This window comes from Terrabacter ginsenosidimutans (genome assembly GCF_039539425.1).
GTDB lineage: Bacteria > Actinomycetota > Actinomycetes > Actinomycetales > Dermatophilaceae > Terrabacter > Terrabacter ginsenosidimutans.
Genome location: NZ_BAABDC010000005.1, coordinates 257,160 through 278,323, shown reverse-complemented (window position 1 = coordinate 278,323; position 21,164 = coordinate 257,160). Strand labels below are relative to the sequence as shown.

Genomic DNA, 21,164 nt, shown 5'->3' with positions numbered 1-21,164 from the left:
GGGTGAGGATGGGTCCGGTTTGCAGGGGTGAAGGGGAGATCTGTGTTCTCGAAAGGTGCCGACGTCGACGCGCTGCGCGACTCGGCGGGCCGCATGGCGTCGTTCGGCCGGGAGGTCGATGGCGTCCGCGCACACGGCCAGCGGGCGGTGTCCACGATGCAGCGGGTCTGGCAGGGACCGGACCTGCAGCAGCTCGTCGAACGGTGGCGCCGGGTCGAGCACGACCTGCACCGCATCAGCACCGAGTTCGACCGGCTGTCGCGCCGCCTCCACGACAACGCGGACCTCCAGCACCGGTCGAGCGGCTCCGCCGGCGGTGCTGGCTCGCGCCAAGGTGGTGGCGTCGCCGTCGGTGGACCCGCGTCTGCACCCGGGGCAGCCCCCGCTGGTGCCGAGGCAGGTGCGCACGTCGGAGGCCCGCCCACCCACGGCGTCGGCTGGGCCGAGGTCCTGGGCGGCTCGGGACCTGACGGTGGCCGGCCGCTCGTCACCCCCGGCGTCCCGCAGCCGCTGCACGCGATGGGCTGGGGTCAGTGGATCGGCAGCGCCGGGGTCGGGGTGGCCGCCTTCGAGCCGCTCGACGCCGTCGACGGCCCGGTCCCGTCCGCGGCCGTCGCTGCTGCCGCGGCGCACGATCTCGGGCTGCCGATCCGCTGACGCTGCGTGGCGCTCGCGGTCCGGGACACGGGCGCGCTCGTCAGCTGAGGTAGCGCTCGACGACGACGTCGACGAGCTCCTGTGGTGCAGGCTCGCCGGCCAGCAGCAATGGACCGGTGACGACGTCCGCACCTGACCTGCCGGCCAGGTCGGCGAAGAACCCCGGCGCGAGCAGGTACGTCGCGACGAGCACGCGACGGCCCGGGAGTCGTTGCGCCGCAACCGCATTCGCCAGCTTCGGCTCCGCAGCCGACAGGAAGCCCGCGACGACGGGACGTCCGATGAGGTCGCCGAGCGCCGCCGCCACTCGCTCGCAGTCCACCACCGCCGAGGGCTGCGACGACCCGGCGGCGCCGAGGACCACGACGTCGTCGTCGCGCAGTCCGGCCGCCACGAGGCGACGCAGGAGCAGGCCCGCCAGCCGGTCGTCCGGACCCAGGGCCGGCGCGACCGTCGTGCCGGGCACCGCCGCCGCGGCCTCGGCGAGGTCGACGTAGACGTGGTAGCCCGCCGACAGCAGCAACGGCACCAGCCGTGCCGGGACCGTCTCGTCGAGCGAGGACAGCACCGCGGCCGGTCCCGGAGGCTGCACGTCGACGAAGGCCGCCCGGACGGTGAGGTCGGGACGTCGCGCCGCCACGGCGGCGACGAGGCTCCCGATCGCCGACCGGCCTGCGGGCGAGGACGTGCCGTGGGCCACCGCCACGAGCACGGGCGCTGCGCTGGTCATGGGCCTCACTCTGTCAGGTCGGCGCCCGGCGGCGGAGCCGTGCCCACCGGTGCCCCCAACCCGTGGACGAGAGCGTGGCGAGCGTCGCGCTGCGAACGCACCCCACGGCATACGCCCTCGTGAGTGGTCCGTTACCGGGACATCGCGGGACGGAAACGCGGACGAAACACGCCCTTCCTAGGGTGGGACCCGACGTGAACCGCGAGCTGCGACGGGAGGCCGCCGTGCTGATCGAGACCGACCTCACCGGGCTGCCCGTGCTCGTCGTGGGCCCTCCGCGGCTGACGGCCGCGACCGTGCGCCGCTACGAGCGGGCCGGCGCCGTCGTGTCGGTCGCTGCGAGCCCGTGTGACATGACGACCGAGGCCTCTGAGGGCGCCCGCCTGGGTGTCCTCGTCGGGCCGGCGGTCACCTGGGCCGGGGCGCGCACGGCCCTCGCGGGACGTTGCCCCGTCGTGACCGAGCCGGTCCCGGATGCGCCCCGCGGCCGGGTCGTCCTCGTCGGCGCGGGCCCGGGGGGTCTCGAGCTGATGACGCTCGCCGGGATCCGCGCCCTCGCCGAGGCCGACGTCGTGCTGACCGACCGTCTCGCCGAGGTCGGCGACATCGCCGCGCTCGCACCCGGCGCCGAGGTGGTGGACGTCGGCAAGCGCCCCGGCCACCACGCCGTGCCCCAGGACGAGATCGAACGACTCATGGTCGATCGGGCCCTCGCCGGTCTCACGGTGGTGCGTCTCAAGGGCGGTGACCCCTACGTCTTCGGTCGCGGAGGCGAGGAGGTTGCGGCCGCGGTCGGGGCAGGAGTGCCCGTGACGGTCGTTCCCGGGGTCTCCTCGGCGGTCGGGGTGCCGGGCAGCGCCGGGATCCCCGTGACCCACCGCGGCGTCAGCCACCTCTTCACCGTCGTCTCGGGGCACGTACCGCTCGAGCCGCACCGCGCGGAGGCGCTCGCGGGGCTCGGGGGCACCGTCGTCCTCCTCATGGGCATGCACAACCTCCTCCCGCTCACGACCGCCTTGGTGCGCGGTGGCCTGTCTCGCGACACCCCGGCCGCCGTCGTCGAGCGCGGCTTCACCCCCGACCAGCGCAGCATCGTCGGTACCCTCGGGACGCTGCCCGACCTCGCTGCCCGCGCCGGCGCCGCGTCGCCGTCGGTCATCGTCGTCGGCGAGGTGGTCCGGCAGTCAGCCGTGTGGGCACGCAGGGTCGGCGCCGAGGCTGTCGGGCGCGCACTGGACGTCGTCGCGTGAACGAGCCCTCCGGACCGGTCGCGGTCTCCTCCCGACGTGGGCACCCGCCCACGGCCTGGTCGGCGGAGCTCACCGGTCCCGACCCCGACGCGGTGCGCGCCGAGACGACGGGCCCCGTGCTGGCAGGCTTCCGGATCGGTGTCACGTCCGACCGCCGCTCCGGCGACCTCATCGACGCCTTCGTGCGCCGGGGCGCCGAGGTGATCCACGCCCCTGCCGTGCGCATCGCGCCGGTCGAGGAGGACGAGATCCTCCTCGGCGACACGCGAGCGGTCATCGAGTGCCGTCCCGACGTCGTCATCGTCACGACGGCCTACGGCTTCAGACGATGGGTCGAGGCGGCCGACGCCGCCGGACTCGGCGAGGACCTCTCCCGGACCCTCGACCGTGCCCGGATCATCGTGCGGGGACCCAAGGCGCGGGGTGCGGTGCGCGCCGCGGGCCACGACGACGACGGCATCGCCGATGACGAGCGGACGGCATCGACGGTGGGCCTGGCCCTCGACGGTGGCGTCGCCGGCAGGCGGGTGGCCGTGCAGCTGCACGGCCACGAGGACGTCGAGCAGCTCGAGCGGCTCCGGTCTGCTGGGGCGACGGTGCTGACCGTGGCGCCCTACCGCTGGGTGCGTCCGACCGACGAGAGCCGGTTGGGGCGCCTCGTCGCTGCGGTTGCGGCTCGTGAGGTGGACGTCGTGACGTTCACGTCGGCACCCGCTGTCGACGGGCTCGTCTCTGCGGCAGCGCAGCTCGGCATGGACGGTGTGCTCGTGGACGCGCTGCGCCGAGGTGTCACAGCGGCAGCGGTCGGGCCGGTGACGGCAGCACCACTGCTCGATCTCGGAGTCACGCCCATCGTGCCCGACCGCTTCCGGATGGGGGCACTCATCCGCAGCGTGGTCGAGCACCTGACGGTCAACGGCGTCGAGGAGGTGGAGACCGCGCTGGGGCCTCTCGTCGTGCACGGCCGGGTGGTGACCTTCGGTGGTGAGACGGTGACGCTGGCCCGCGGCCCGCGCGCGATGCTGGCCGCGCTGATGTCCGAGCCCGGCGCGGTGCTGTCCCGCGAGAGGCTGCTCGACGAGCTGCCCGAGGCCGAGAACGAGCATGCGCTCGACATGGCCGTCAGCCGGCTGCGGTCCGCGCTGCCCGACCGGCAGCTCGTGCAGACGGTCGTGCGACGCGGCTACCGGCTCAACGTGTAGCGGCCGAAGCCTCGGCGTCGCCGACGATAGCCGGCGCGTGGTCGGCGATCCAGTCCATGAGGGGCACCATGCGCTCGGCCAGATCGCTGCCGCGTGCGGTGAGGGAGTACTCGACGTGTGGCGGCACGACCGGCCTGGCGTCGCGGTGGACGAGCCCGTCGGCCTCGAGCATGCGCAGCGTCTGCGCGAGCATCTTCTCGCTGACGCCCTCGGCGCGGCGACGCAGCTCGCTCCACCGCAGCGGCTCGCCCTCGGCGAGGGCGAGGATGACGAGAGTGCCCCACTTGCTCGTCACGTGGTCGAGCACGACGCGGCTGGGGCAGTCGGCGGAGAAGATGCCGTCGGGGAAGTGCCGACGCAGGAGGGGACTAACCGTCATGTCAGTACCTTACTTCAAAGTGGGTACTAACTTCTGGGAAGTATGACGTGGAGGTGGTCGTTGGACGGGTGTCAGCCCCACCCGAAAGGAACGTCATGACCCTTCTCGTCACCGGTGCCAGCGGCCACCTCGGCCGTCTCGTCGTCGAGGCCCTCCTCGAGCGCGGCACGCCTGCCGCCGCCGTCGTCGCCGTCGCCCGCACGCCCGAGTCGATCTCCGACCTCGCCGACCGCGGCGTCCAGGTGCGTCGCGCCGACTACACCGACCCTGCGTCGCTCGAGGCAGCCTTCGCCGGTGTCGACCGGCTCCTGCTCGTCTCGGGTAGCGAGGTCGGTCAGCGAATCGCCCAGCACGCCAACGTGATCGACGCTGCCAAGCGTGCCGGCGTGGCGTTCGTCGCCTACACGAGCATCACCCGGGCCGACACCACGGACCTGGTTCTCGCCGCAGAGCACCGCGCGACCGAGGAGCTGTTGACCGCTTCCGGCCTGCCGCACGCGCTCCTGCGCAACTCCTGGTACCTCGAGAACTACACCGGCCAGCTGCCCACGTTCCTCGAGCACGACGCCGTCCTCGGTGCCGCCGGTGATGGGCGCGTCAGCGCCGCGACGCGCGCCGACTACGCGGAGGCAGCCGCCGTCGTGCTCGCGGGCCAGGATGGCCACGGCCACGAGGGCGCCGTCTACGAGCTCGGTGGCGACCACGCCTTCACACTCGGCGAGCTCGCCGGGACGGTGGGACGGGTCGCCGGTCGGGAGGTCGCCTACCGCGACCTGTCGGTCGCGGACCTCACCGCCGCGCTCGTCGCGGCCGGCCTGCTGGAGGGGTATGCCGCGGTGCTGGCCGACAGCGACAGGGGGATCGCCGATGGTGCGCTGTTCACCGACACCGGCGACCTGTCGCGCCTCATCGGCCGTCCCACGACCGGGCTCGAGGACGCACTCCGCGCCGCGCTCGTCACCACCCCCGCCGCCTGACTTCCTCCGCCCCCCAACCGTCGAAAGGCCACGTCTGGCCCACCGCACCCGTCGAGAGGCCACGTCTGGCCCCTCTTCAACCGTCGAGAGGCCACGTCTGGCCCCTCTTCAACCGTCGAGAGGCCACGTCTGGCCCCTCTTCAACCGTCGAGAGGCCACGTCTGGCCCCTCTTCAACCGTCGAGAGGCCACGTCTGGCCCCCCGAGGTGGGTGGTCGGGGGGCCAAACGTGGCCTTTCGACGGGTGCGGTGGGGCACATCGTGGCCTTTCGACGGGTGCGGTGGGGCACATCGTGGCCTTTCGACGGGTGCGGTGGGGCACATCGTGGCCTTTCGATGCGCGCGGTGGGGCACCTCGTGGCCTTTCGACGGGTGCGATGGGGCACATCGTGGCCTTTCGACGGTGTCAGGGGAGGGGGACGCCGATCCTCACGATGCCGTGCTGGACGCGGACGGCATACGTGGGCAGGGCGACGTCCGGATCGTCCAGGGCCGCGCCCGTGCGCAGCGAGAAGACCTGCTTGAGCAACGGGGAGGCCACCGTCGGCTCGCCGGCGCGGTCACCCGTGAGGCCGCGCGAGATGACGGCGGCGCGAGCGTACGGGTCGAGGTTGTCGACGGCGTAGATCATCCCGGTGGGCAGCAGGAAGAGTGCGGCCTGGGCGCCGCCGGGCAGCAGCGCGGCCACGCCACGGCCGGGCACGAGTCGACCGACCGGACACGCCGGCACCCACTGTCGAGCTCCGGGCGCGGGCAGGATGCCGGGACGGATCACCGTGCGGGAGGACGGCGAGGCGTCGAGGGACGTGATGGTGAGGGTCGTCATGATGGGTTCCTCTGCGGCTCAGACGTTCTCGCGGACGGTGGGCAGACCGAGCAGTACCGGCACCTTGCGGGGACCGGACTCGTCGAAGGCGACCGTGGGGTCTGCCTCCTCGGGAGCGTTGACGAACGACACGAAGCGCGCTCGCTTCTCCGGGTCGTCGAGCACGGCCTTCCATTCGTCCTCATAGCCCTCGACGTGACGACCCATGGCCGCCTCGAGGTCGTCGGCGATGCCGAGCGAGTCGTCGCAGACGACGGCCCGGAGGTGCTCGAGGCCGCCCTCGAGCGCGTCGAGCCACGGGGCAGTGCGCTGGAGCCGGTCGGCGGTGCGGACGTAGAACATGAGGAACCGGTCGATGTAGCGCACGAGCGTCTCGTCGTCGAGGTCGCTCGCGAGCAGTCGCGCGTGGGCGGGCGTCTGGCCGCCGTTGCCGCAGACGTAGAGGTTCCAGCCCTTGTCGGTCGCGATGACGCCCACGTCCTTGCCGCGGGCCTCGGCGCACTCGCGGGCACAGCCGGAGACCCCGAACTTGATCTTGTGCGGCGAGCGCAGCCCGCGGTAGCGGTGCTCGAGGTCGACGGCCATCCCGACGGAGTCCTGCACGCCGTAGCGGCACCACGACGAGCCGACGCACGACTTCACGGTCCGCAGCGACTTGCCGTAGGCCTGCCCCGACTCCATGCCGACGTCGACGAGGCGCTGCCAGATCGCCGGGAGCTGTTCGACGCGGGCACCGAAGAGGTCGATGCGCTGTCCGCCGGTGACCTTGACGTAGAGGCCGAAGTCCTGGGCGACCTGCCCGATCGTGATGAGCTGCTCGGCGGTGACCTCACCGCCGGGCATGCGCGGGACGACGGAGTAGGTGCCGTTCTTCTGGATGTTGGCGAGGAAGTGGTCGTTGCTGTCCTGCAGCGCGGCCTGCTCGCCGTCGAGGACGTGGTCGCTGCTCGTCGAGGCGAGGATCGAGGCGACGGTCGGCTTGCAGATCTCGCAGCCGGTCCCGGTGCCGTAGCGCGCCAGGAGCCCCGAGAAGGTGCGGATCCCCGTCGACGCGACGATCTCGAAGAGCTCCGCCCGGCTCTGGTCGAAGTGCTCGCACAGCGCCTTGGACAGCTCGACGCCGGAGTCGACGAGGAGCTTCTTGACCGTGGGGAGGCAACCACCACAGGTGGTTCCGGCGTTGGTGCAGCCCTTGATGGTGGCGAGGTCGCAGGCCCCGTCGGCGATCGCGCCGCAGATCGCGCCCTTGGTGACGTTGTTGCACGAGCAGATGACTGCGTCGTCCGGCAGTGCGTCGGCCCCGAGCTCTGCTCCCGCGGGAGAGATGAGCGCACCCGGGTCGCCGGGCACCTCGCGGCCGACGTAGGCCTTGAGGGTGGTGTACACCGATGCGTCACCGACGAGGATGCCGCCGAGCAGCGTCCTCGCGTCGTCGCTGACGACGACCTTGGCGTAGGTCCCCTTCGTCGCGTCCGTGTGCACGATCTCGAGCGCCCCCGGGGTCGTGGCCATCGCGTCGCCGAAGGAGGCGACGTCCACCCCGAGGAGCTTGAGCTTGGTCGACAGGTCGGCTCCGGGGAAGGTCGCCCCACCGCCGAGGAACCGGTCGGCCACGACCTCGGCCATCGTGTAGCCGGGCGCGACGAGGCCGTAGCAGCGGCCCTCGACCGCGGCGACCTCGCCGACGGCCCAGACGTTCTCGTCGCTCGTGCGGCAGGCCAGGTCGGTGACGACTCCGCCTCGCTCGCCGACGTCGAGGCCGGCCGTGCGGGCCACGGCGTCCGACGGCCGCACCCCTGCCGAGAAGACGACGAGGTCGGTCAGCAGGGCGGTGCCGTCGGACAGCTCGACCGCGAGGCGGCCGTCGTCCTGCTCGGCGATCGACTGCGTGCCGGCCCCCGTGTGCACCTGCACGCCGAGTCCGCTGATCAGCCGCTCGAGGACGGCGCCGCCGCCGTCGTCGACCTGGAGCGGCATGAGCCGCGGCGCGAACTCGACGACGTGCGGGGTCAGGCCGAGCAGGCGGAGGGCGTTGGCCGCCTCGAGCCCGAGCAGCCCGCCGCCGACGACGAGCCCGTTGGCCTCACGTCCCTCGCCGTGGGCCCGTTCGATGGCCGCCTCGGCTGCCGTCCGGATGCCGTCGAGGTCATCGAGCGTCCGGTAGACGAAGCAGCCGCGGGAGTCGTGCCCCGGCACGGGCGGCACGAAGGGGTGGGAGCCCGTCGCGAGGACCAGCGAGTCGTAGGCGACGACGTCGCCCGCGCTCGTCGTGACCGTTCGCGCGGTGCGGTCGACGTGCTCGGCGCGGGTGCCGAGGCGCAGCTCGACGAGGTCGTCACCGGCATACGTGTTCCCTGCGAGCGCGAGGCCCGCACGGTCCCACGCGCCGACGTAGGACGACAGGCCCACGCGGTCGTATGCCGCGTCCGCCTCCTCGGAGAGGACGACGACCTTCCACGTGCTGGCGGTGTCACGGGCCCGGAGCGCTTCGACGAAGCGGTGGCCGACCATGCCGTGGCCGACGACGACCACGGTGCGCGTGGCGGTGCACGCGCCGTTCTCGGTGGTGGTGGACATCAGGCGGCTCCTTCGGTCAGGGCGGCGGGTGCCGGCACCGGTTCGGGCGTCGTGGCGGACTGGGAGGAAGGGGAGGACTGGGAGGACGGTGCGGACTGCGGCTCGGACGAGCGGAGCCAGGAGCAGAGCCCGTCGACGGCGCTCTTGCAGGAGCCGCAGCCGGTCGTCGCGCGCGTGGCGACCGCGACCGCGGCCACGGTGTCGGCGCCGGCCCGGAAGGCGCCCACGACGGCGGACTTCGTCACGGTGTTGCAGCGACAGATGACGGCGGTGCCGGGCATCTCGGCGAGATTGACGCTCTCGGCCGCCCCGGAGCGGGTGATCGCGCGACCGAGCATGAGCGACAGTCGATCTCGGGGGACGGTGGCTCCGGTGTCGTAGAGCTGAGTCAGGGCGCCGGCGGCGTCGCCCACGCCGAGCAGGATCGCGCCGACGAGCCGGTCCTGGCGCAGCACGAGCTTCGCGTATCGGCCGCGGCTCGGGTCGGTGAAGGCGAGCACCTCGTGCCCGGGGTCGTGCACGTCGACGTCGACGGTGCCCATGCTCGCGAGGTCGATGTCGTGGGCCTTGAGCCGGGTCAGCACGCTCGTGCCCTCGTAGGTCGCGTCGGGGTCGGCACCGGTCAGCACGTCGGCGAGGACGCGCGCCTGGTCCCACCCCGGCTGCACGAGTCCCGGCACCTGGCCGCGGTGCTCGACGCACTCGCCGACGGCGTGGACGTGGGGGAGCGAGGTCGCCAGGCGGTCGTCGACGACGATGCCCCGGACGACGTCGAGTCCCATGGAGAGGGCGAGGTCGGTGCGGGGCCGGACCCCGGCCGCGAGGACGACGAGGTCGGCAGGGAGCGCCGTGCCGTCGTCGAGGACGACGTGGGCGGGGGATCCGGCGGCGGGAGCGTGCCGCGACGCGACGAAGCGGCCGAGGACGAGCCGAGCGCCGACGCCTCGGACGACGCGGGACAGGACCGCACCGCCGTCGGCGTCGAGCTGACGGTCCATCGGGAAGTCCTGCGGGTGGACGACGGTCACCTCGACACCACGGGCGAGCAGACCTCGGGCCGCCTCGAGGCCCAGCAGTCCGCCGCCGAGCACGACTGCGGTCGAAGCGGACTCGGCCGCCTGCACCATCCGGTCGCAGTCGTCGACGGTGCGGAAGGCGACGACCCCGTCGGCCAGCGCGGCCTCCGGACCGGGCGTGCCGGCATACAACCCCTCGGTGGGCGGGACGAAGCTCGTGCTGCCCGTGGCGAGGACGAGCTCGTCCCACGCGACCACCCGCTCGGCCCCGTCGGACGCGAGGACCGCGGTGCGGGCCGTCACGTCGACGGAGGTCACACGGGCGCCGGGCACGACGTCGATCCGGCGGGCCGCCCACCAGCCGTCGGGCTTGAGCCGGGTGTCACGCGCGGTGATGCCGCCGGCGACGACGGTCGAGAGGAGCACCCGGTTGTAGGCGGCGTGCGGCTCCTCGCCGACGACGGTGACGGCGAACCGCGTGGCGTCGGGGTCGCGGTGGCGGATCTCCTCGGCGAGACGGGCCCCGGCCATGCCGTTGCCCACGACGAGCACGTGCCTGCGGGTGGGGGTCATGCGACGGCCTCCAGACGGACGGCGCACGCCTTGAACTCGGGCATGCGACTGGTGGGGTCGAGGGCGGCGTGGGTCAGCGAGTTGGCGCGCGCGTCGCCACCCCAGTGGAACGGCAGGAAGACGACGTCGGGGCGCATGTCCTCGTCGACGCGGACGGCCGCTCGGGTGCGGCCGCGACGGCTCACGACGTCGGCCAGGTCGCCGTCGGCGAGACCGACGGACTCGGCGGTGTCGGGGTGCACCTGGACGAACATCTCGCCCGCCGCGGCCGTGAGCTCGGCGACAAGACGCGTCTGCGCGCCGGACTGGTAGTGCTGGAGCACGCGACCTGTCGTCGCGACGAGGGGGTATGCCGTGTCGTCGGCTTCCGCGGGCCCGACGTGGTCGACAGGCACGAAGCGCGCGAGCCCGTCCGGCGTGGCGAAGCGGTCGAGGAAGAGGCGCGGAGTCCCCTGCGGGCGCTCGGTGCTGCACGGCCAGTGCAGGCTCTCGCCGGCGTCGAGACGGTCCCACGTCACCGCGGAGTAGTCGGCCGGACCGCCCGCCGAGGCCCGGCGCAGCTCGTCGAAGACGACACGTGGATCGGTGGGGAAGTCTGTGCTGCAGCCGATCCGGGCGGCGAGATCGCTCCAGACGTCGAGCTCGCTGCGGCACCCCTCAGGTGCCGTGAGCGCGCGACGCCGCCGCAGGACCCGGCCCTCGAGGTTGGTCAGCGTGCCCTCCTCCTCGGCCCACTGGAGCACGGGCAGCACGACGTCGGCGATGGCCGCGGTCTCGGACAGGACGAAGTCCGACACGACGAGCAGGTCGAGGGCGGCGAGGCGCTCGGAGACGGCTCGCGCGTCAGGCGCCGACACGACGGGGTTGCTGCCGTGGACCATGAGCACCCGCGCCCCGCCGTCGGTCCCGAGCGCCGACAGCAGCTCGAAGGCGCTGCGACCCGGGCCGGGCAGGTCGTCGGGGTCGACGCCCCACACTGCGGCGACGTGCGCCCGCGCCGCCGGGTCGTCGATCTTGCGGTAGCCGGGCAGCTGGTCGGCCTTCTGGCCGTGCTCGCGGCCGCCCTGGCCGTTGCCCTGCCCGGTGATGGTCCCGAAGCCGGTCCCCGGGTTGCCGGGCAGCCCGAGTGCGAGGGCGAGCGCGATGAAGGCGGTCACGGTGTCGGTACCGCTCGCGTGCTGCTCGGTGCCGCGCGCCGACAGGATGTAGGCGCCGCGCTCGGTGTCGCGGGCACGGGCGAGCGCTGCGACCGCGGCGCGCATCGTCGTGACGGCGACACCGGTGACGCGCTCGACCCGCTCCGGCAGCCACTGCGCCGCGATCGGCCAGAGGTCGTCGAAGCCCGAGGTGCGCTCGTGGATGAAGCGCCGGTCGGCATACCCCTCGGTGACGGCGAGGTGGACCATGCCGAGGGCCAGGGCCGCATCGGTGCCCGGCCGCAGCTGCAGGTGCAGGCCGCCGCCGTCGATGGCCTTGGATGCGGTCGGGGTGAGGCGCGGGTCGGCGACCATGAGTCCGCCGGCATCGGCCGCACGCACGAGGTGCGTGAGGAACGGCGGCATCGTCTCGGCGGGGTTGGCGCCGAGGAGCAGCACCGCGTGTGCCGACCCGATGTCGGTGACCGGGAAGGGAAGCCCACGGTCGAGCCCGAAGCAGCGGATCCCGGCGGCGGCGGCCGAGCTCATGCACCACCGGCCGTTGTAGTCGATCTGGCTCGTGCGCAGCGCCACTCGCGCGAACTTGCCCAGCTGGTAGGCCTTCTCGTTGGTGAGGCCGCCACCACCGAAGACCGCGACGGAGTCGTGGCCGTATGCCGTCTGCGTCCGGACGATGCCGTCGGCCACGATGTCGAGCGCGTCGTCCCACGACGCCGGCACCAGCTCGCCCTCCCGCCGCACGAGCGGGGTCGTCAGGCGGCCAGGGGTGCGGAGCAGCTCGGCGCTCGTCCACCCCTTCTGGCACAGGCCTCCCCGGTTCGTCGGGAAACGTCGCGGGCTCACGGTGAGGTCGGCGGCCGACGTCCCCGTCAGCGTCATCGCGCACTGGAGCCCGCAGTAGGCGCAGTGCGTCGCGACGCCCTCCCGCTCGGAGGGGGCGTCCCCTCCGAGCGCGCGTGACGGCATACGGGTCAGCGGCTCCGTCGATGAGGTGGTCATCGGCGGTAGCGCACCTTCGTCAGCGTGGCGGCGCCGACGTAGAAGAGGGTGAAGACGACGAACGCGGCCGTGGCCGAGTGGCTGGCGCCCTGGTACGACGCGCGCAGCCCGAGGTTGATGAGGACGCCGCCGAGGGCGCCGATCGCCCCGGCGATCCCGATGAGGGCGCCGGCCATCGAGCGGGACCAGGCCGTGCGCTCGACAGCGGGACCGGGGATCGAGGCCGACTTCGTCTCGAAGAGCGCGGGGATCATCTTGTAGACCGAGCCGTTGCCGACGCCGGACAGGACGAAGAGGAGCACGAAGCCGCCGATGAGTCCGGTCAGCTGCAGGCCGGTCGCGGCTCCGGTGGTGACGTCGTCGGCGCGGGCCGCCAGGGTCACGAGAACACCGGCCGCGGCCATCCCGACGAAGGTCCACAGCGTCACGGACGCGCCGCCCCGGCGGTCGGCGAGCCGTCCACCCCAGACCCGGCTGACCGAGCCGAGGAGCGGTCCCACGAAGGCGATCTGGGCAGCGTGCAGGCTCGCCGTGGCAGCCTGGGCGGGGGTCGGCGCGGCGCCACCGGTCAGGCCGGCGAGGAAGGTCTGGTTCAGCACCTGCCCGAACGCGAAGCCGAAACCGATGAACGAGCCGAACGTGCCGATGTAGAGCAGCGAGATGACCCAGGCGTCGGCGTGGCGCAGCACCTCGAGCATCGCCCTCGGGTTGGCCGTCTGGTGGTCGAGGTTGTCCATGAAGACCGCGGCGCCGACGCTCGCCAGGGCGAGCAGGACGAGGTAGACGGCACAGACGACCTCGGGGCGGCGGTTGCCGAGCGTGGCGATGACGAGCAGGCCGACGAGCTGGACGACCGGGACGCCGATGTTGCCGCCGCCCGCGTTGAGCCCGAGCGCCCAGCCCTTCATCCGCTGCGGGTAGAAGGCGTTGATGTTCGTCATCGACGAGGCGAAGTTGCCTCCACCCAGACCGGCCAGACCGGCGACCAGCAGGAACGTCGTCAGCGAGTGGCCCGGGTTGACCATGAGCCACCACGTCAGCACCGTCGGCACGAGGAGGGCGAAGCCACTGACGATGGCCCAGTTGCGCCCGCCGAAGAAGGCCGTCGCCATCGTGTAGGGCACGCGCAGCACGGCCCCGACGAGCGTCGGCACGGCGACGAGGAAGAACTTGTCGGCGGCCGTGAAGCCGTAGACGGCCTGCGGCATGAAGAGGACCATGACCGACCAGATCGACCAGATCGAGAAGCCGATGTGCTCGGTGGCCACCGACCAGACGAGGTTGCGTCGGGCGACCTGCTTGTTGCCGGCCTCCCACGCCGCGGTGTCCTCCGGGTCCCAGTCGCGGATGACCCGCTTGCGTGGGGCGGTGAGGGCGCGGAGCCGGCTCGGGCGCTCCGAGGTCTCGGTGCTCGGGGTCGTAGCGGTCGTGCCGGTCGTACCGGCGGGGGTGGTGCTGGTCGTGCTCACGGGGTTCCTCCTCGGGAGGCGGGTGGGGGCCGCTGCGAGAGCGTGACGCTCACGCTAGGAAACGGGTGTTGCACCACGTCCGAGCTGCCGTGACGCGTCGGTTACATCGCCCTCACGACGCTCGGCCGCGGCCGTGAGGTCCAGCACGACGGCCCACCCACGTCGCCTCACGGGCGACCGGGATCGGCGTGAGGCGGCCTGCCGCGTAGGCTCCGGGTCATGACGTCGGCTCCCGACCAGGCTTCGCTCAGCACCCTGTCCGTCGGCACCGCGGGCCCGCGGATCGCCTTTCTGCACGGGCTCTTCGGCCAGGGCCGCAACTGGAACCAGATCGCCAAGTCGGTCAGCGGCCCCGAGGGCGCGGAGGCACGCTGCCTGCTCGTCGACCTCCCCGACCACGGCCGGTCACCGTGGTCGCCGGAGTTCTCGCTCGACGCGTACGCCGACGCCGTGGCCGCGACCCTGCGCGACGCCGGTGAGGGGGAGCGGTGGGCGGTCGTCGGCCACTCGCTCGGGGGCAAGGTCGCCATGGTGCTGGCGTTGCGCCACCCCGAGCTCGTCGACCGGCTCGTCGTCGTCGACATCGCCCCCAAGGGCTACGGCTCGCTCGAGCGGTTCGAGGGCTACATCCGCGAGATGCAGAGCCTGCCGCTCGGCGAGCTGGCGAGCCGCGGCGACGCCGAGGCCCGGTTCACCGAGCCGGACCCGGGCGTCAAGGCGTTCCTGCTGCAGAACCTTCGCCGCGAGGGCCAGGGCTGGCGCTGGCAGGTCAACCTCGACCTCATCGCCCGGGACGCCGCCCTCGGGGTCGACTCGCACATCGCGGACTGGCCCGATGCCGTCGACGAGCTCCCGGCCTACGACGGGCCCGTGCTGTGGATCGCCGGCGGGGACTCGCGCTACGTCACGCGCGAGGACGGCGACCGCATGCGCCGGCACTTCCCGCGGACGCGGCTCTTCACGATCAAGGGCGCCGGGCACTGGGTGCACACCGACGCCCCCGAGATCATCGTCACCGCGCTGCGACGCTTCCTGCACTCACCCGCCTGACGCCGCCAGATGCCCCGCGTCAGAGGAGGCGGCGCCCCATGGCCCAGGCCGTCAGCTCGTGGCGGGAGCTGAGCTGGAGCTTGCGCAGGACCGAGCTGACGTGGGTCTCGACGGTCTTCACGGAGATGAAGAGCTCCTTGGCGACCTCCTTGTACTGGTAGCCGCGCGCGATGAGGCGCATCACCTCGCGCTCGCGCGCCGAGAGCCGGTCGAGCTCCTCGTCGATCTCGGCGACCTCGCCGGCGGCCGCCCCGAACGCATCGAGCACGAAGCCGGCCAGGCGCGGGCTGAAGACGGCGTCGCCGTCGGCCACGCGTCCGATCGCGGTGAGCAGCTCCTCGGCGTTGATCGTCTTGGTGACGTAGCCCCGGGCGCCCGCCCGGATGACGGCGATGACGTCCTCGGCGGCGTCCGACACCGACAGGGCGAGGAAGCGCACCGGCACCCCGGCGCGCGACTGGACGCCGGCGCAGGCGCGGATGACGTCGGCCCCGCCGTGACCGTCGCCACCGGGGAGGTGGACGTCGAGGAGCACGACGTCGGGCTGCTGCTCCTTGATGACTTGCACGGCCGACTCGACCGCACCGGCCTCGCCGGCGATCTCGAGCGTGAACGCGCCGGCCCGCGGCGTCGCCGCGAGCGAGGTCAGCTCGGCGCGCACGCCGGTTCGGAACATGTGGTGGTCGTCGACGATGACGATGCGGATGGTCCGCGGGTCGGTCATGAAGCCTGCTCCTGGGTCTGGGGGTCCGGCGTGCCGCCGGCGGTCGTGCTCTGGGTGGCGGGGCTGGGGGACGCGGCGGGGCTGGGGGACGCGGCGGGGGAGGGCTGCTCCGGCTCGTGCGGCTGGCTGACCGGCAGGCGCAGCTCCACCTCCGTGCCGTCGGCGCGGCGCCGGATGCGGGCCGTGCCGCCGTGGCGCTCCATGCGCCCGATGATCGACTCGCGCACGCCGGCACGGTCGTCGGGGACCGTGTCGAGGTCGAAGCCCGCGCCGTGGTCGCGCACGAACGCCTCGACGGCGTCGGGCCCGACCTCGACGTAGGTGCTGACGGGCGGGCTCGCGTGCCGCACGGCGTTCCACGTGGCCTCACGCACGGCCTTGACGAGTGCGTCGAGGTGCTCGTCCATCGGCCGGTCGCCGGTGACGACGAGCTGCACGGGCACGCCGTGGAGGTCCTCGACCTCGCCCATGGCGGCGGTCAGGGCTGCGCCGAGCGTGCCGGCGCGCGCGTCCTCGTCGTAGAGGTAGCTGCGCAGCTGGCGCTCCTGGGCGCGGGCCAGCCGGGCCACGGCGGCGGCATCACCGGACTGCCGCTGGATGAGCGCCAGCGTCTGGAGCACCGAGTCGTGCAGGTGGGCCGCGATGTCGGCCCGCTCGGTGGCACGGATTCGCGCGGCCTGCTCGAGCCGCAGGTTGCTCCAGAGCCGCAGGATCCACGGCGCCGACAGGACGGCGACACCGACGAGCGCCGCGAGCACGGCTCCCGCGACCTGCCACAGCTCGGTGAGGTTGGTGCCCCGCACGAGCAGGCCGACGAGGCCGAGGATGGTGAGGCCGAGACCGACGACGAGCCAGATCCAGCGGACCGGGCGACGCGCGCCGAGGGTGTCGGTGTCGTCGAGCTGGGACCAGAAGAAGATCGCGCCGATGACGATGGCGACGACGGGCAGGATCACCTCGGCGTGCACGTCGAGGCCGGCGCTGCCGAACCACAGGGCGCCGGCGACGGCGAGGGCCGCGACACCGAGGAGGGTGATGAGCACGGCCTGGTTGCCGCTGCGCAGCCAGGTGCGCAGGCTCGCGAGGTCGACGTGGTGCCGGGTGGTCGCCGTCCCGTTGGGCGACGTCCCCACCGTGACCGGAGGTGGGAGGGGTGCTGCAGGGTCGACATCGCCGACCTCGCGCATCGTGGCCCACAGGAAGACGTAGACCGCGAGGCCGGCGCCGAAGGGGATGCTCGTCAGGACCAGCGCGACGCGGACCGCGACGACAGGGATCCCGAGGTGGTCGGCGAGACCCTTGGCGACCCCGGCGATGACCTTGCCCTGCCGCTGGCGCACGAGTGGGGGCCGCGGCGTCGTCCGCCACGTGGGTCCCCCCGAGGGCCCCGTGGGTCCCGTTCCGTTCTCGTATGCCGTCTGCACCGTCCCATACTCGCCCACCGCGGTGGGTCGGGGCGACCGTCCGGACCCTCTTTGGGGGTCGCGTCAGGGTGCGCTCAGGGTCGACCCTCATGGCTGGGCGAGGGCTGGAGCGCCAGTCTGATGGCATGACGAAAAGCAATGACGCCCCTGGTCAGGGGCAGGGCCACGGCCTCGAGGGCCTGTACACCGCGCTGCGACGCCCGGGGATCGTGCGCCAGTCGAACGGCCGCTGGTTCGCCGGCGTCGCCGCCGGCGTGGCCCGGTGGCTCGGCGTCGACCCGCTCGTCGTGCGTGCGGGTTTCATCCTCTTCTCGATCTTCTTCGGGATGGGGCTCGCCCTCTACCTCGTGCTGTGGCTGCTGATGCCCGACGAGCGCGGGGAGATCCACGTCGAGCGGGCCCTCAAGTACGGCGAGGGCAGCTCGATCTTCCTGCTCGTCGTCACGGTGATGGCCGTCCTCGGCGGCGGCCCCTGGTGGGGTGGCGACAGCCGCGGCTTCCGCTTCTTCGGGTTCGTGCTCCTCGTCGTCGGGGCCTGGTGGTTCCTGACGCGCACCGGCACCGGCCGTGAGCTCATGGCGTCCGCGCCGTGGAAGGGCCAGGGCGCCACCGCGGCGGCCTCGACCGGCGCCACGAGCGCCGTCGACCCCGTGACCGGTGAGCCGTTCACGCAGCCCGGCACCGGCGCAACCCCCTCGATGCCACCTCCCACGACGGCCTACGGCTCGACGGGCAATGCGGCGGCCAACGCCGGCGCGACGCTCGCCGCCCCCCGGCCGCCCGCCCCGACCCCGGTCCGGGAGCGGACCCCAGCGATCGGCTTCGCCGGCGGGCTCCTCGTCCTCGGTCTCGCCATCGTCACCGGCGTCGTCATGTCGTCGGTCGCGCAGGCCGCCGGCTGGTCCGGCAACCACGTCGCGACCGGAATCGCCTCCGGGCTGGGCATGCTCGGCCTCGGCATCCTCATCGCCGGCATCGCCGGTCGCAGGTCGGGCGGCCTCGCCTTCTTCGCCGTGACCGGGATGATCGCCGCCGCCGCCACGACCGCTGCCCCGATGGGGCTCTCACAGCCCTGGCAGGTGGGCGACCGCAGCTACACCGTGACCTCGATGACGCCGGCGCCCGAGTTTGAGCTCGGCCTCGGCCAGCTGAGGGTCGACCTGCGCGACGCGAACTGGCAGGGCACGACGGGCCAGGACACCGTGACGACCACGATGGGCGTCGGCGAGCTCGACCTCGTCGTCCCCGAGGGCGTCAGCGTGGTCGTCAACGCCAAGGCGCGGGCCGGCGAGATCATTGCGACGGGCCCGACGGTGGCCGGCGACGGCATGCGGCGTCTGGGGCCCGACCAGCTCCAGCACGAGGGCGCGAACTGGCAGCAGACGGTGACGTTCGGGACGAGCACGTCCGCCCCCGAGATCGTCGTCAACGCCGAGGTCGGCGTCGGCCAGATCAAGATCACGACGGCGAGGGCGTCATGAGCACCGGCCAGGACGACCCGACGAGCCACCCCACGAACGAACCCACGAACGAACCCACGAGCAACGCAGCGGAGACGAGCGACATGAGCAGCAACGACCGACCCGACCGGGCGCCGGAGTTCCGTGACCCGACCGCGGACCCCACCGCGGACCCGATGACCGCGCCCGCGACGGACCCCGTCCCGGAGCCGGCGGAGACGACAGCCATCCCCGCCTCGTCGACGCAGACCCTCCCGGCGGCGACGCCCTTCCGGGTCGAGCCGGCCACCCCGGTGCCCGACGACGCGGTCGGCGAGGGGTCCCTCCTGCCGCACCTGCCGCCGCCGAACCAGCCGAACCAGCCGGCGTGGCCCGTCCAGCAGCCCGCTCCGCGCCCGGCACTCGTCACGGTCCACAAGGGCCCGCGCCCGGCGACGATCATGCTCGGGCTGCTGTCGATCCTCGTGGCGGCCTACGTCCTCGTGGCCAACCTCACCGACGCGGACCTCAGCTTCCGGATGGCCGGCCCGACGATGATCGGCGCGTTCGGCGGCATGCTGCTCCTCGTCGGGCTGGCGGGTGTCGTCGCGGGGCGGCTGCGTCGCTGAGCCGGGCGGGCTCGGACGGTCGCCGCGCCGACCGTCCCCACCCGTGACTAGGCTCGGGAACACGCTCGCCGGTCAGGTCCGGCACTCGCAGTGGGGAGACAACGTGCTCAGCAAGTCCGGCATCAGCCTCGAGGCCCTCGACCGGTCGACCCGACCCCAGGACGACCTCTTCAGGTTCGTCAACGGGACGTGGCTCGACACGACGGAGATCCCGGACGACCGGGCCCGGTTCGGCACCTTCGACATCCTGCGTGAGGAGTCGACGGCGCGGGTCCGCGACCTCATCGAGGAGGCGGCGGGTGCCGGGGACGGTGCCGTGCGCACCCCGAAGCAACAGGTCGGCGACCTCTACGCGAGCTTCATGGACACGGACCGCATCGAGGAGCTGGGTCTCGTCCCGCTGCAGCCCGTGCTGTCGGAGGTGGCTGCCATCGACAGCGTCGAGTCCCTCGGCGCGGCGCTCGGACGTCTCGCGCGTGACGGTGTCGCGGGCGTCCTGCAGCAGTTCGTCTCGCCCGACGAGCGCTCGCCGGAGGACTACGTCGTCTTCCTCGAGCAGGGCGGCCTCGGGCTTCCCGACGAGTCCTACTACCGCGAGGACAAGTACGCCGACATCCGGTCGGCCTACGTCGCCCACATCGGGCGCCTGCTCGGTCTGGCCGGCATTCCCGACGCAGAGTCGAAGGCCACGAGCATCATGGCGCTCGAGACGCTGCTCGCTGCCTCGCACTGGGACAACGTCAGCAACCGCGACGCCATCAAGACCTACAACGCGCACACCCTCGACGAGGTCAAGGTTCTCGCGCCCCAGTTCCCTTGGGACGCCTGGCTGTCCGGCCTCCAAGCGCCGGACGGTTCGTTCGGCAAGGTCATCGTCCGACAGCCGAGCTTCGTCACCGCGCTCGGGGACGCGCTCCAGTCCACCGACATCGCCGACTGGCGCTCCTGGCTGACGTGGCACGTCCTGTCGGAGTTCGCGACCGTGCTGCCGCAGTCCTTCGTCGACGAGGACTTCGACTTCCACGGCCGCACCCTCTCGGGCCAGCCGGAGAACAAGGAGCGCTGGAAGCGCGGGGTGTCCGTCGTCGAGGCGTGCGTGGGCGAGGCCGTCGGCCAGCTCTACGCCGAGCGCTGGTTCCCGCCGGCAGCCAAGGCGCGCATGCAGGAGCTCGTCGCCAACCTCGTCGAGGCCTTCCGTCGGTCGTTCTCGTCGCTCGAGTGGATGGGCACCGACACCCGAGCGCAGGCACTCGACAAGCTCGACGCCTTCACGCCCAAGATCGGCTACCCCGACGTGTGGCGCGACTACTCAGCCATCGAGATCGACCCGGACGACCTCGTCGGCAACGTCCGACGCAGCACGGCCTTCGAGGTCGACCGCAACCTTGCGAAGATCGGGCGCCCGATCGACCGCAGCGAGTGGTTCATGCTGCCCCAGACGGTCAACGCCTACTACATGCCGTCGATGAACGAGATCGTCTTCCCGGCCGCGATCCTGCAGCCGCCGTTCTTCGACCTCGAGGCCGACGATGCCGTCAACTACGGCGGCATCGGCGCGGTGATCGGCCACGAGCTCGGTCACGGCTTCGACGACCAGGGCTCGCGCTACGACGGCACCGGCGCGCTGCGCGACTGGTGGACCGAAGCCGACCGCGAGCGGTTCGACACACTGTCACAGCGGCTCATCGAGCAGTTCAGCGCCTTCACCCCCGCCGGCCTGTCCGAGGACCACAAGGTCAACGGCGGTCTGACCGTCGGCGAGAACATCGGTGACCTCGGTGGTCTGCAGATCGGCTACTCCGCCTACCGCATCGCGACGGAGGGTGACGGCATGCCCGAGATCGACGGTTTCACCGGGCCGCAGCGCTTCTTCATCGGGTGGGCGCAGGTGTGGTGCGGCAAGGCCCGCGAGGCCGAGGCCATCCGCCTCCTCGCCATCGACCCGCACTCGCCGCAGGACGTACGGGGCAACGCCGTGCGCAACCTGACCGAGTTCCACGAGGCCTTCGCGGTCGAGCCCGAAGACGCCATGTGGCTCGACGAGGACCAGCGGGTCCGGATCTTCTGACGCCGGCCACGGGCACGGC

The 21,164-nt window shown here is 72.8% G+C and carries 17 protein-coding genes; 8 read left to right on the top strand and 9 right to left on the bottom strand.

The genetic code is table 11. From position 1 onward, the window contains the following. Window positions 1–42: 42 nt before the first annotated feature. Window positions 43–657, top strand: a complete 615-nt coding sequence (locus ABD831_RS16260; RefSeq protein WP_344948878.1) for a WXG100 family type VII secretion target — start codon at window positions 43–45, stop codon at window positions 655–657. 40 nt (window positions 658–697) lie between these two features. Here the strand turns inward: ABD831_RS16260 and ABD831_RS16255 are convergent, their stop codons facing one another. After that, a complete protein-coding gene (locus tag ABD831_RS16255; RefSeq protein ID WP_344948875.1) occupies window positions 698–1,387 on the bottom strand; it encodes a sirohydrochlorin chelatase in 690 nt (229 codons plus the stop codon). Between the two features lie 224 nt (window positions 1,388–1,611). Here ABD831_RS16255 and cobA point away from each other — a divergent pair, with 224 nt between their 5' ends. Together cobA and ABD831_RS16245 are read left to right on the top strand one after the other, a co-directional pair. Next, on the top strand, window positions 1,612–2,637 hold the full coding sequence (gene cobA / locus ABD831_RS16250; protein WP_425582842.1) for a uroporphyrinogen-III C-methyltransferase: 1,026 nt from the start codon (window positions 1,612–1,614) through the stop codon (window positions 2,635–2,637). 92 nt (window positions 2,638–2,729) lie between these two features. Further along, complete coding sequence (locus tag ABD831_RS16245) at window positions 2,730–3,839, top strand: uroporphyrinogen-III synthase (RefSeq protein WP_425582841.1); 1,110 nt, start codon at window positions 2,730–2,732, stop codon at window positions 3,837–3,839. Here ABD831_RS16245 and ABD831_RS16240 read toward each other — a convergent pair. Beyond that, on the bottom strand, window positions 3,829–4,218 hold the full coding sequence (locus tag ABD831_RS16240) for a winged helix-turn-helix transcriptional regulator (protein WP_344948868.1): 390 nt from the start codon (window positions 4,216–4,218) through the stop codon (window positions 3,829–3,831). The genes ABD831_RS16245 and ABD831_RS16240 overlap by 11 nt on opposite strands. 95 nt (window positions 4,219–4,313) lie before the next feature. On the opposite strand from ABD831_RS16240, the gene ABD831_RS16235 reads away from it, so the two are divergent. Continuing rightward, a complete protein-coding gene (locus ABD831_RS16235) occupies window positions 4,314–5,195 on the top strand; it encodes an SDR family oxidoreductase (protein ID WP_344948866.1) in 882 nt (293 codons plus the stop codon). A gap of 405 nt (window positions 5,196–5,600) precedes the next feature. Here the strand turns inward: ABD831_RS16235 and nirD are convergent, their stop codons facing one another. Genes nirD through ABD831_RS16210 form a run of 5 tightly spaced genes read right to left on the bottom strand, consistent with a single transcriptional unit; the run spans window position 5,601 to window position 13,811 of the window. Then, entirely contained in the window at window positions 5,601–6,020 is a 420-nt protein-coding gene (gene nirD, locus ABD831_RS16230; protein ID WP_344948863.1) for a nitrite reductase small subunit NirD, read from the bottom strand. Window positions 6,021–6,038: 18 nt separating this feature from the next. Further along, on the bottom strand, window positions 6,039–8,597 hold the full coding sequence (gene nirB, locus ABD831_RS16225) for a nitrite reductase large subunit NirB (RefSeq protein ID WP_344948860.1): 2,559 nt from the start codon (window positions 8,595–8,597) through the stop codon (window positions 6,039–6,041). Continuing rightward, the gene (locus ABD831_RS16220) at window positions 8,597–10,186 is read right to left on the bottom strand and encodes an FAD-dependent oxidoreductase (protein WP_344948857.1); all 1,590 of its coding nucleotides are present in this window, start codon (window positions 10,184–10,186) and stop codon (window positions 8,597–8,599) included. Before ABD831_RS16220 ends, nirB begins: the two co-directional genes overlap by 1 nt. Further along, window positions 10,183–12,309: a molybdopterin oxidoreductase family protein gene (locus ABD831_RS16215; protein WP_344949010.1), complete on the bottom strand. Its 2,127-nt coding sequence runs from the start codon at window positions 12,307–12,309 to the stop codon at window positions 10,183–10,185. The genes ABD831_RS16220 and ABD831_RS16215 overlap by 4 nt, the downstream gene beginning before the upstream one ends. A 29-nt stretch (window positions 12,310–12,338) precedes the next feature. Beyond that, entirely contained in the window at window positions 12,339–13,811 is a 1,473-nt protein-coding gene (locus ABD831_RS16210; RefSeq protein WP_344948853.1) for a nitrate/nitrite transporter, read from the bottom strand. Between the two features lie 219 nt (window positions 13,812–14,030). On the opposite strand from ABD831_RS16210, the gene ABD831_RS16205 reads away from it, so the two are divergent. Further along, window positions 14,031–14,861: an alpha/beta fold hydrolase gene (locus ABD831_RS16205; protein WP_344948850.1), complete on the top strand. Its 831-nt coding sequence runs from the start codon at window positions 14,031–14,033 to the stop codon at window positions 14,859–14,861. Between the two features lie 19 nt (window positions 14,862–14,880). On the opposite strand, the gene ABD831_RS16200 is transcribed toward ABD831_RS16205, so the two are convergent. Both ABD831_RS16200 and ABD831_RS16195 read right to left on the bottom strand, forming a co-directional pair. Continuing rightward, window positions 14,881–15,585 (bottom strand): LuxR C-terminal-related transcriptional regulator, encoded by a 705-nt coding sequence (locus tag ABD831_RS16200; protein WP_344948847.1) that lies wholly within the window; start codon window positions 15,583–15,585, stop codon window positions 14,881–14,883. Further along, window positions 15,582–17,009 carry an ATP-binding protein gene (locus ABD831_RS16195; RefSeq protein WP_344948844.1) on the bottom strand — a complete coding sequence of 476 codons (1,428 nt, stop codon included), beginning with the start codon at window positions 17,007–17,009 and terminating at the stop codon, window positions 15,582–15,584. The genes ABD831_RS16200 and ABD831_RS16195 overlap by 4 nt, the downstream gene beginning before the upstream one ends. Before the next feature lie 125 nt (window positions 17,010–17,134). Here ABD831_RS16195 and ABD831_RS16190 point away from each other — a divergent pair, with 125 nt between their 5' ends. Genes ABD831_RS16190 through ABD831_RS16180 form a run of 3 tightly spaced genes read left to right on the top strand, consistent with a single transcriptional unit; the run spans window position 17,135 to window position 21,145 of the window. After that, window positions 17,135–18,490 (top strand): PspC domain-containing protein, encoded by a 1,356-nt coding sequence (locus tag ABD831_RS16190; RefSeq protein ID WP_344948842.1) that lies wholly within the window; start codon window positions 17,135–17,137, stop codon window positions 18,488–18,490. Then, entirely contained in the window at window positions 18,487–19,077 is a 591-nt protein-coding gene (locus ABD831_RS16185) for a hypothetical protein (protein ID WP_344948839.1), read from the top strand. Before ABD831_RS16190 ends, ABD831_RS16185 begins: the two co-directional genes overlap by 4 nt. A 43-nt stretch (window positions 19,078–19,120) precedes the next feature. After that, window positions 19,121–21,145 carry a M13 family metallopeptidase gene (locus ABD831_RS16180; RefSeq protein WP_425582838.1) on the top strand — a complete coding sequence of 675 codons (2,025 nt, stop codon included), beginning with the start codon at window positions 19,121–19,123 and terminating at the stop codon, window positions 21,143–21,145. Window positions 21,146–21,164 lie beyond the last annotated feature (19 nt).

Excerpts from the sequence above, each read along its gene's own strand:
- ABD831_RS16240 (WP_344948868.1), bottom strand. The coding sequence starts at position 4,218 with ATGACGGTTAGTCCCCTCCTGCGTCGGCACTTCCCCGACGGCATCTTC.
- ABD831_RS16220 (WP_344948857.1), bottom strand. The coding sequence starts at position 10,186 with ATGACCCCCACCCGCAGGCACGTGCTCGTCGTGGGCAACGGCATGGCC.
- nirD (WP_344948863.1), bottom strand. The coding sequence starts at position 6,020 with ATGACGACCCTCACCATCACGTCCCTCGACGCCTCGCCGTCCTCCCGC.
- ABD831_RS16190 (WP_344948842.1), top strand. The coding sequence starts at position 17,135 with ATGACGAAAAGCAATGACGCCCCTGGTCAGGGGCAGGGCCACGGCCTC.
- ABD831_RS16235 (WP_344948866.1), top strand. The coding sequence starts at position 4,314 with ATGACCCTTCTCGTCACCGGTGCCAGCGGCCACCTCGGCCGTCTCGTC.
- ABD831_RS16255 (WP_344948875.1), bottom strand. The coding sequence starts at position 1,387 with ATGACCAGCGCAGCGCCCGTGCTCGTGGCGGTGGCCCACGGCACGTCC.
- ABD831_RS16215 (WP_344949010.1), bottom strand. The coding sequence starts at position 12,309 with ATGCCGTCACGCGCGCTCGGAGGGGACGCCCCCTCCGAGCGGGAGGGC.
- nirB (WP_344948860.1), bottom strand. The coding sequence starts at position 8,597 with ATGTCCACCACCACCGAGAACGGCGCGTGCACCGCCACGCGCACCGTG.
- ABD831_RS16205 (WP_344948850.1), top strand. The coding sequence starts at position 14,031 with ATGACGTCGGCTCCCGACCAGGCTTCGCTCAGCACCCTGTCCGTCGGC.
- ABD831_RS16185 (WP_344948839.1), top strand. The coding sequence starts at position 18,487 with ATGAGCACCGGCCAGGACGACCCGACGAGCCACCCCACGAACGAACCC.
- ABD831_RS16200 (WP_344948847.1), bottom strand. The coding sequence starts at position 15,585 with ATGACCGACCCGCGGACCATCCGCATCGTCATCGTCGACGACCACCAC.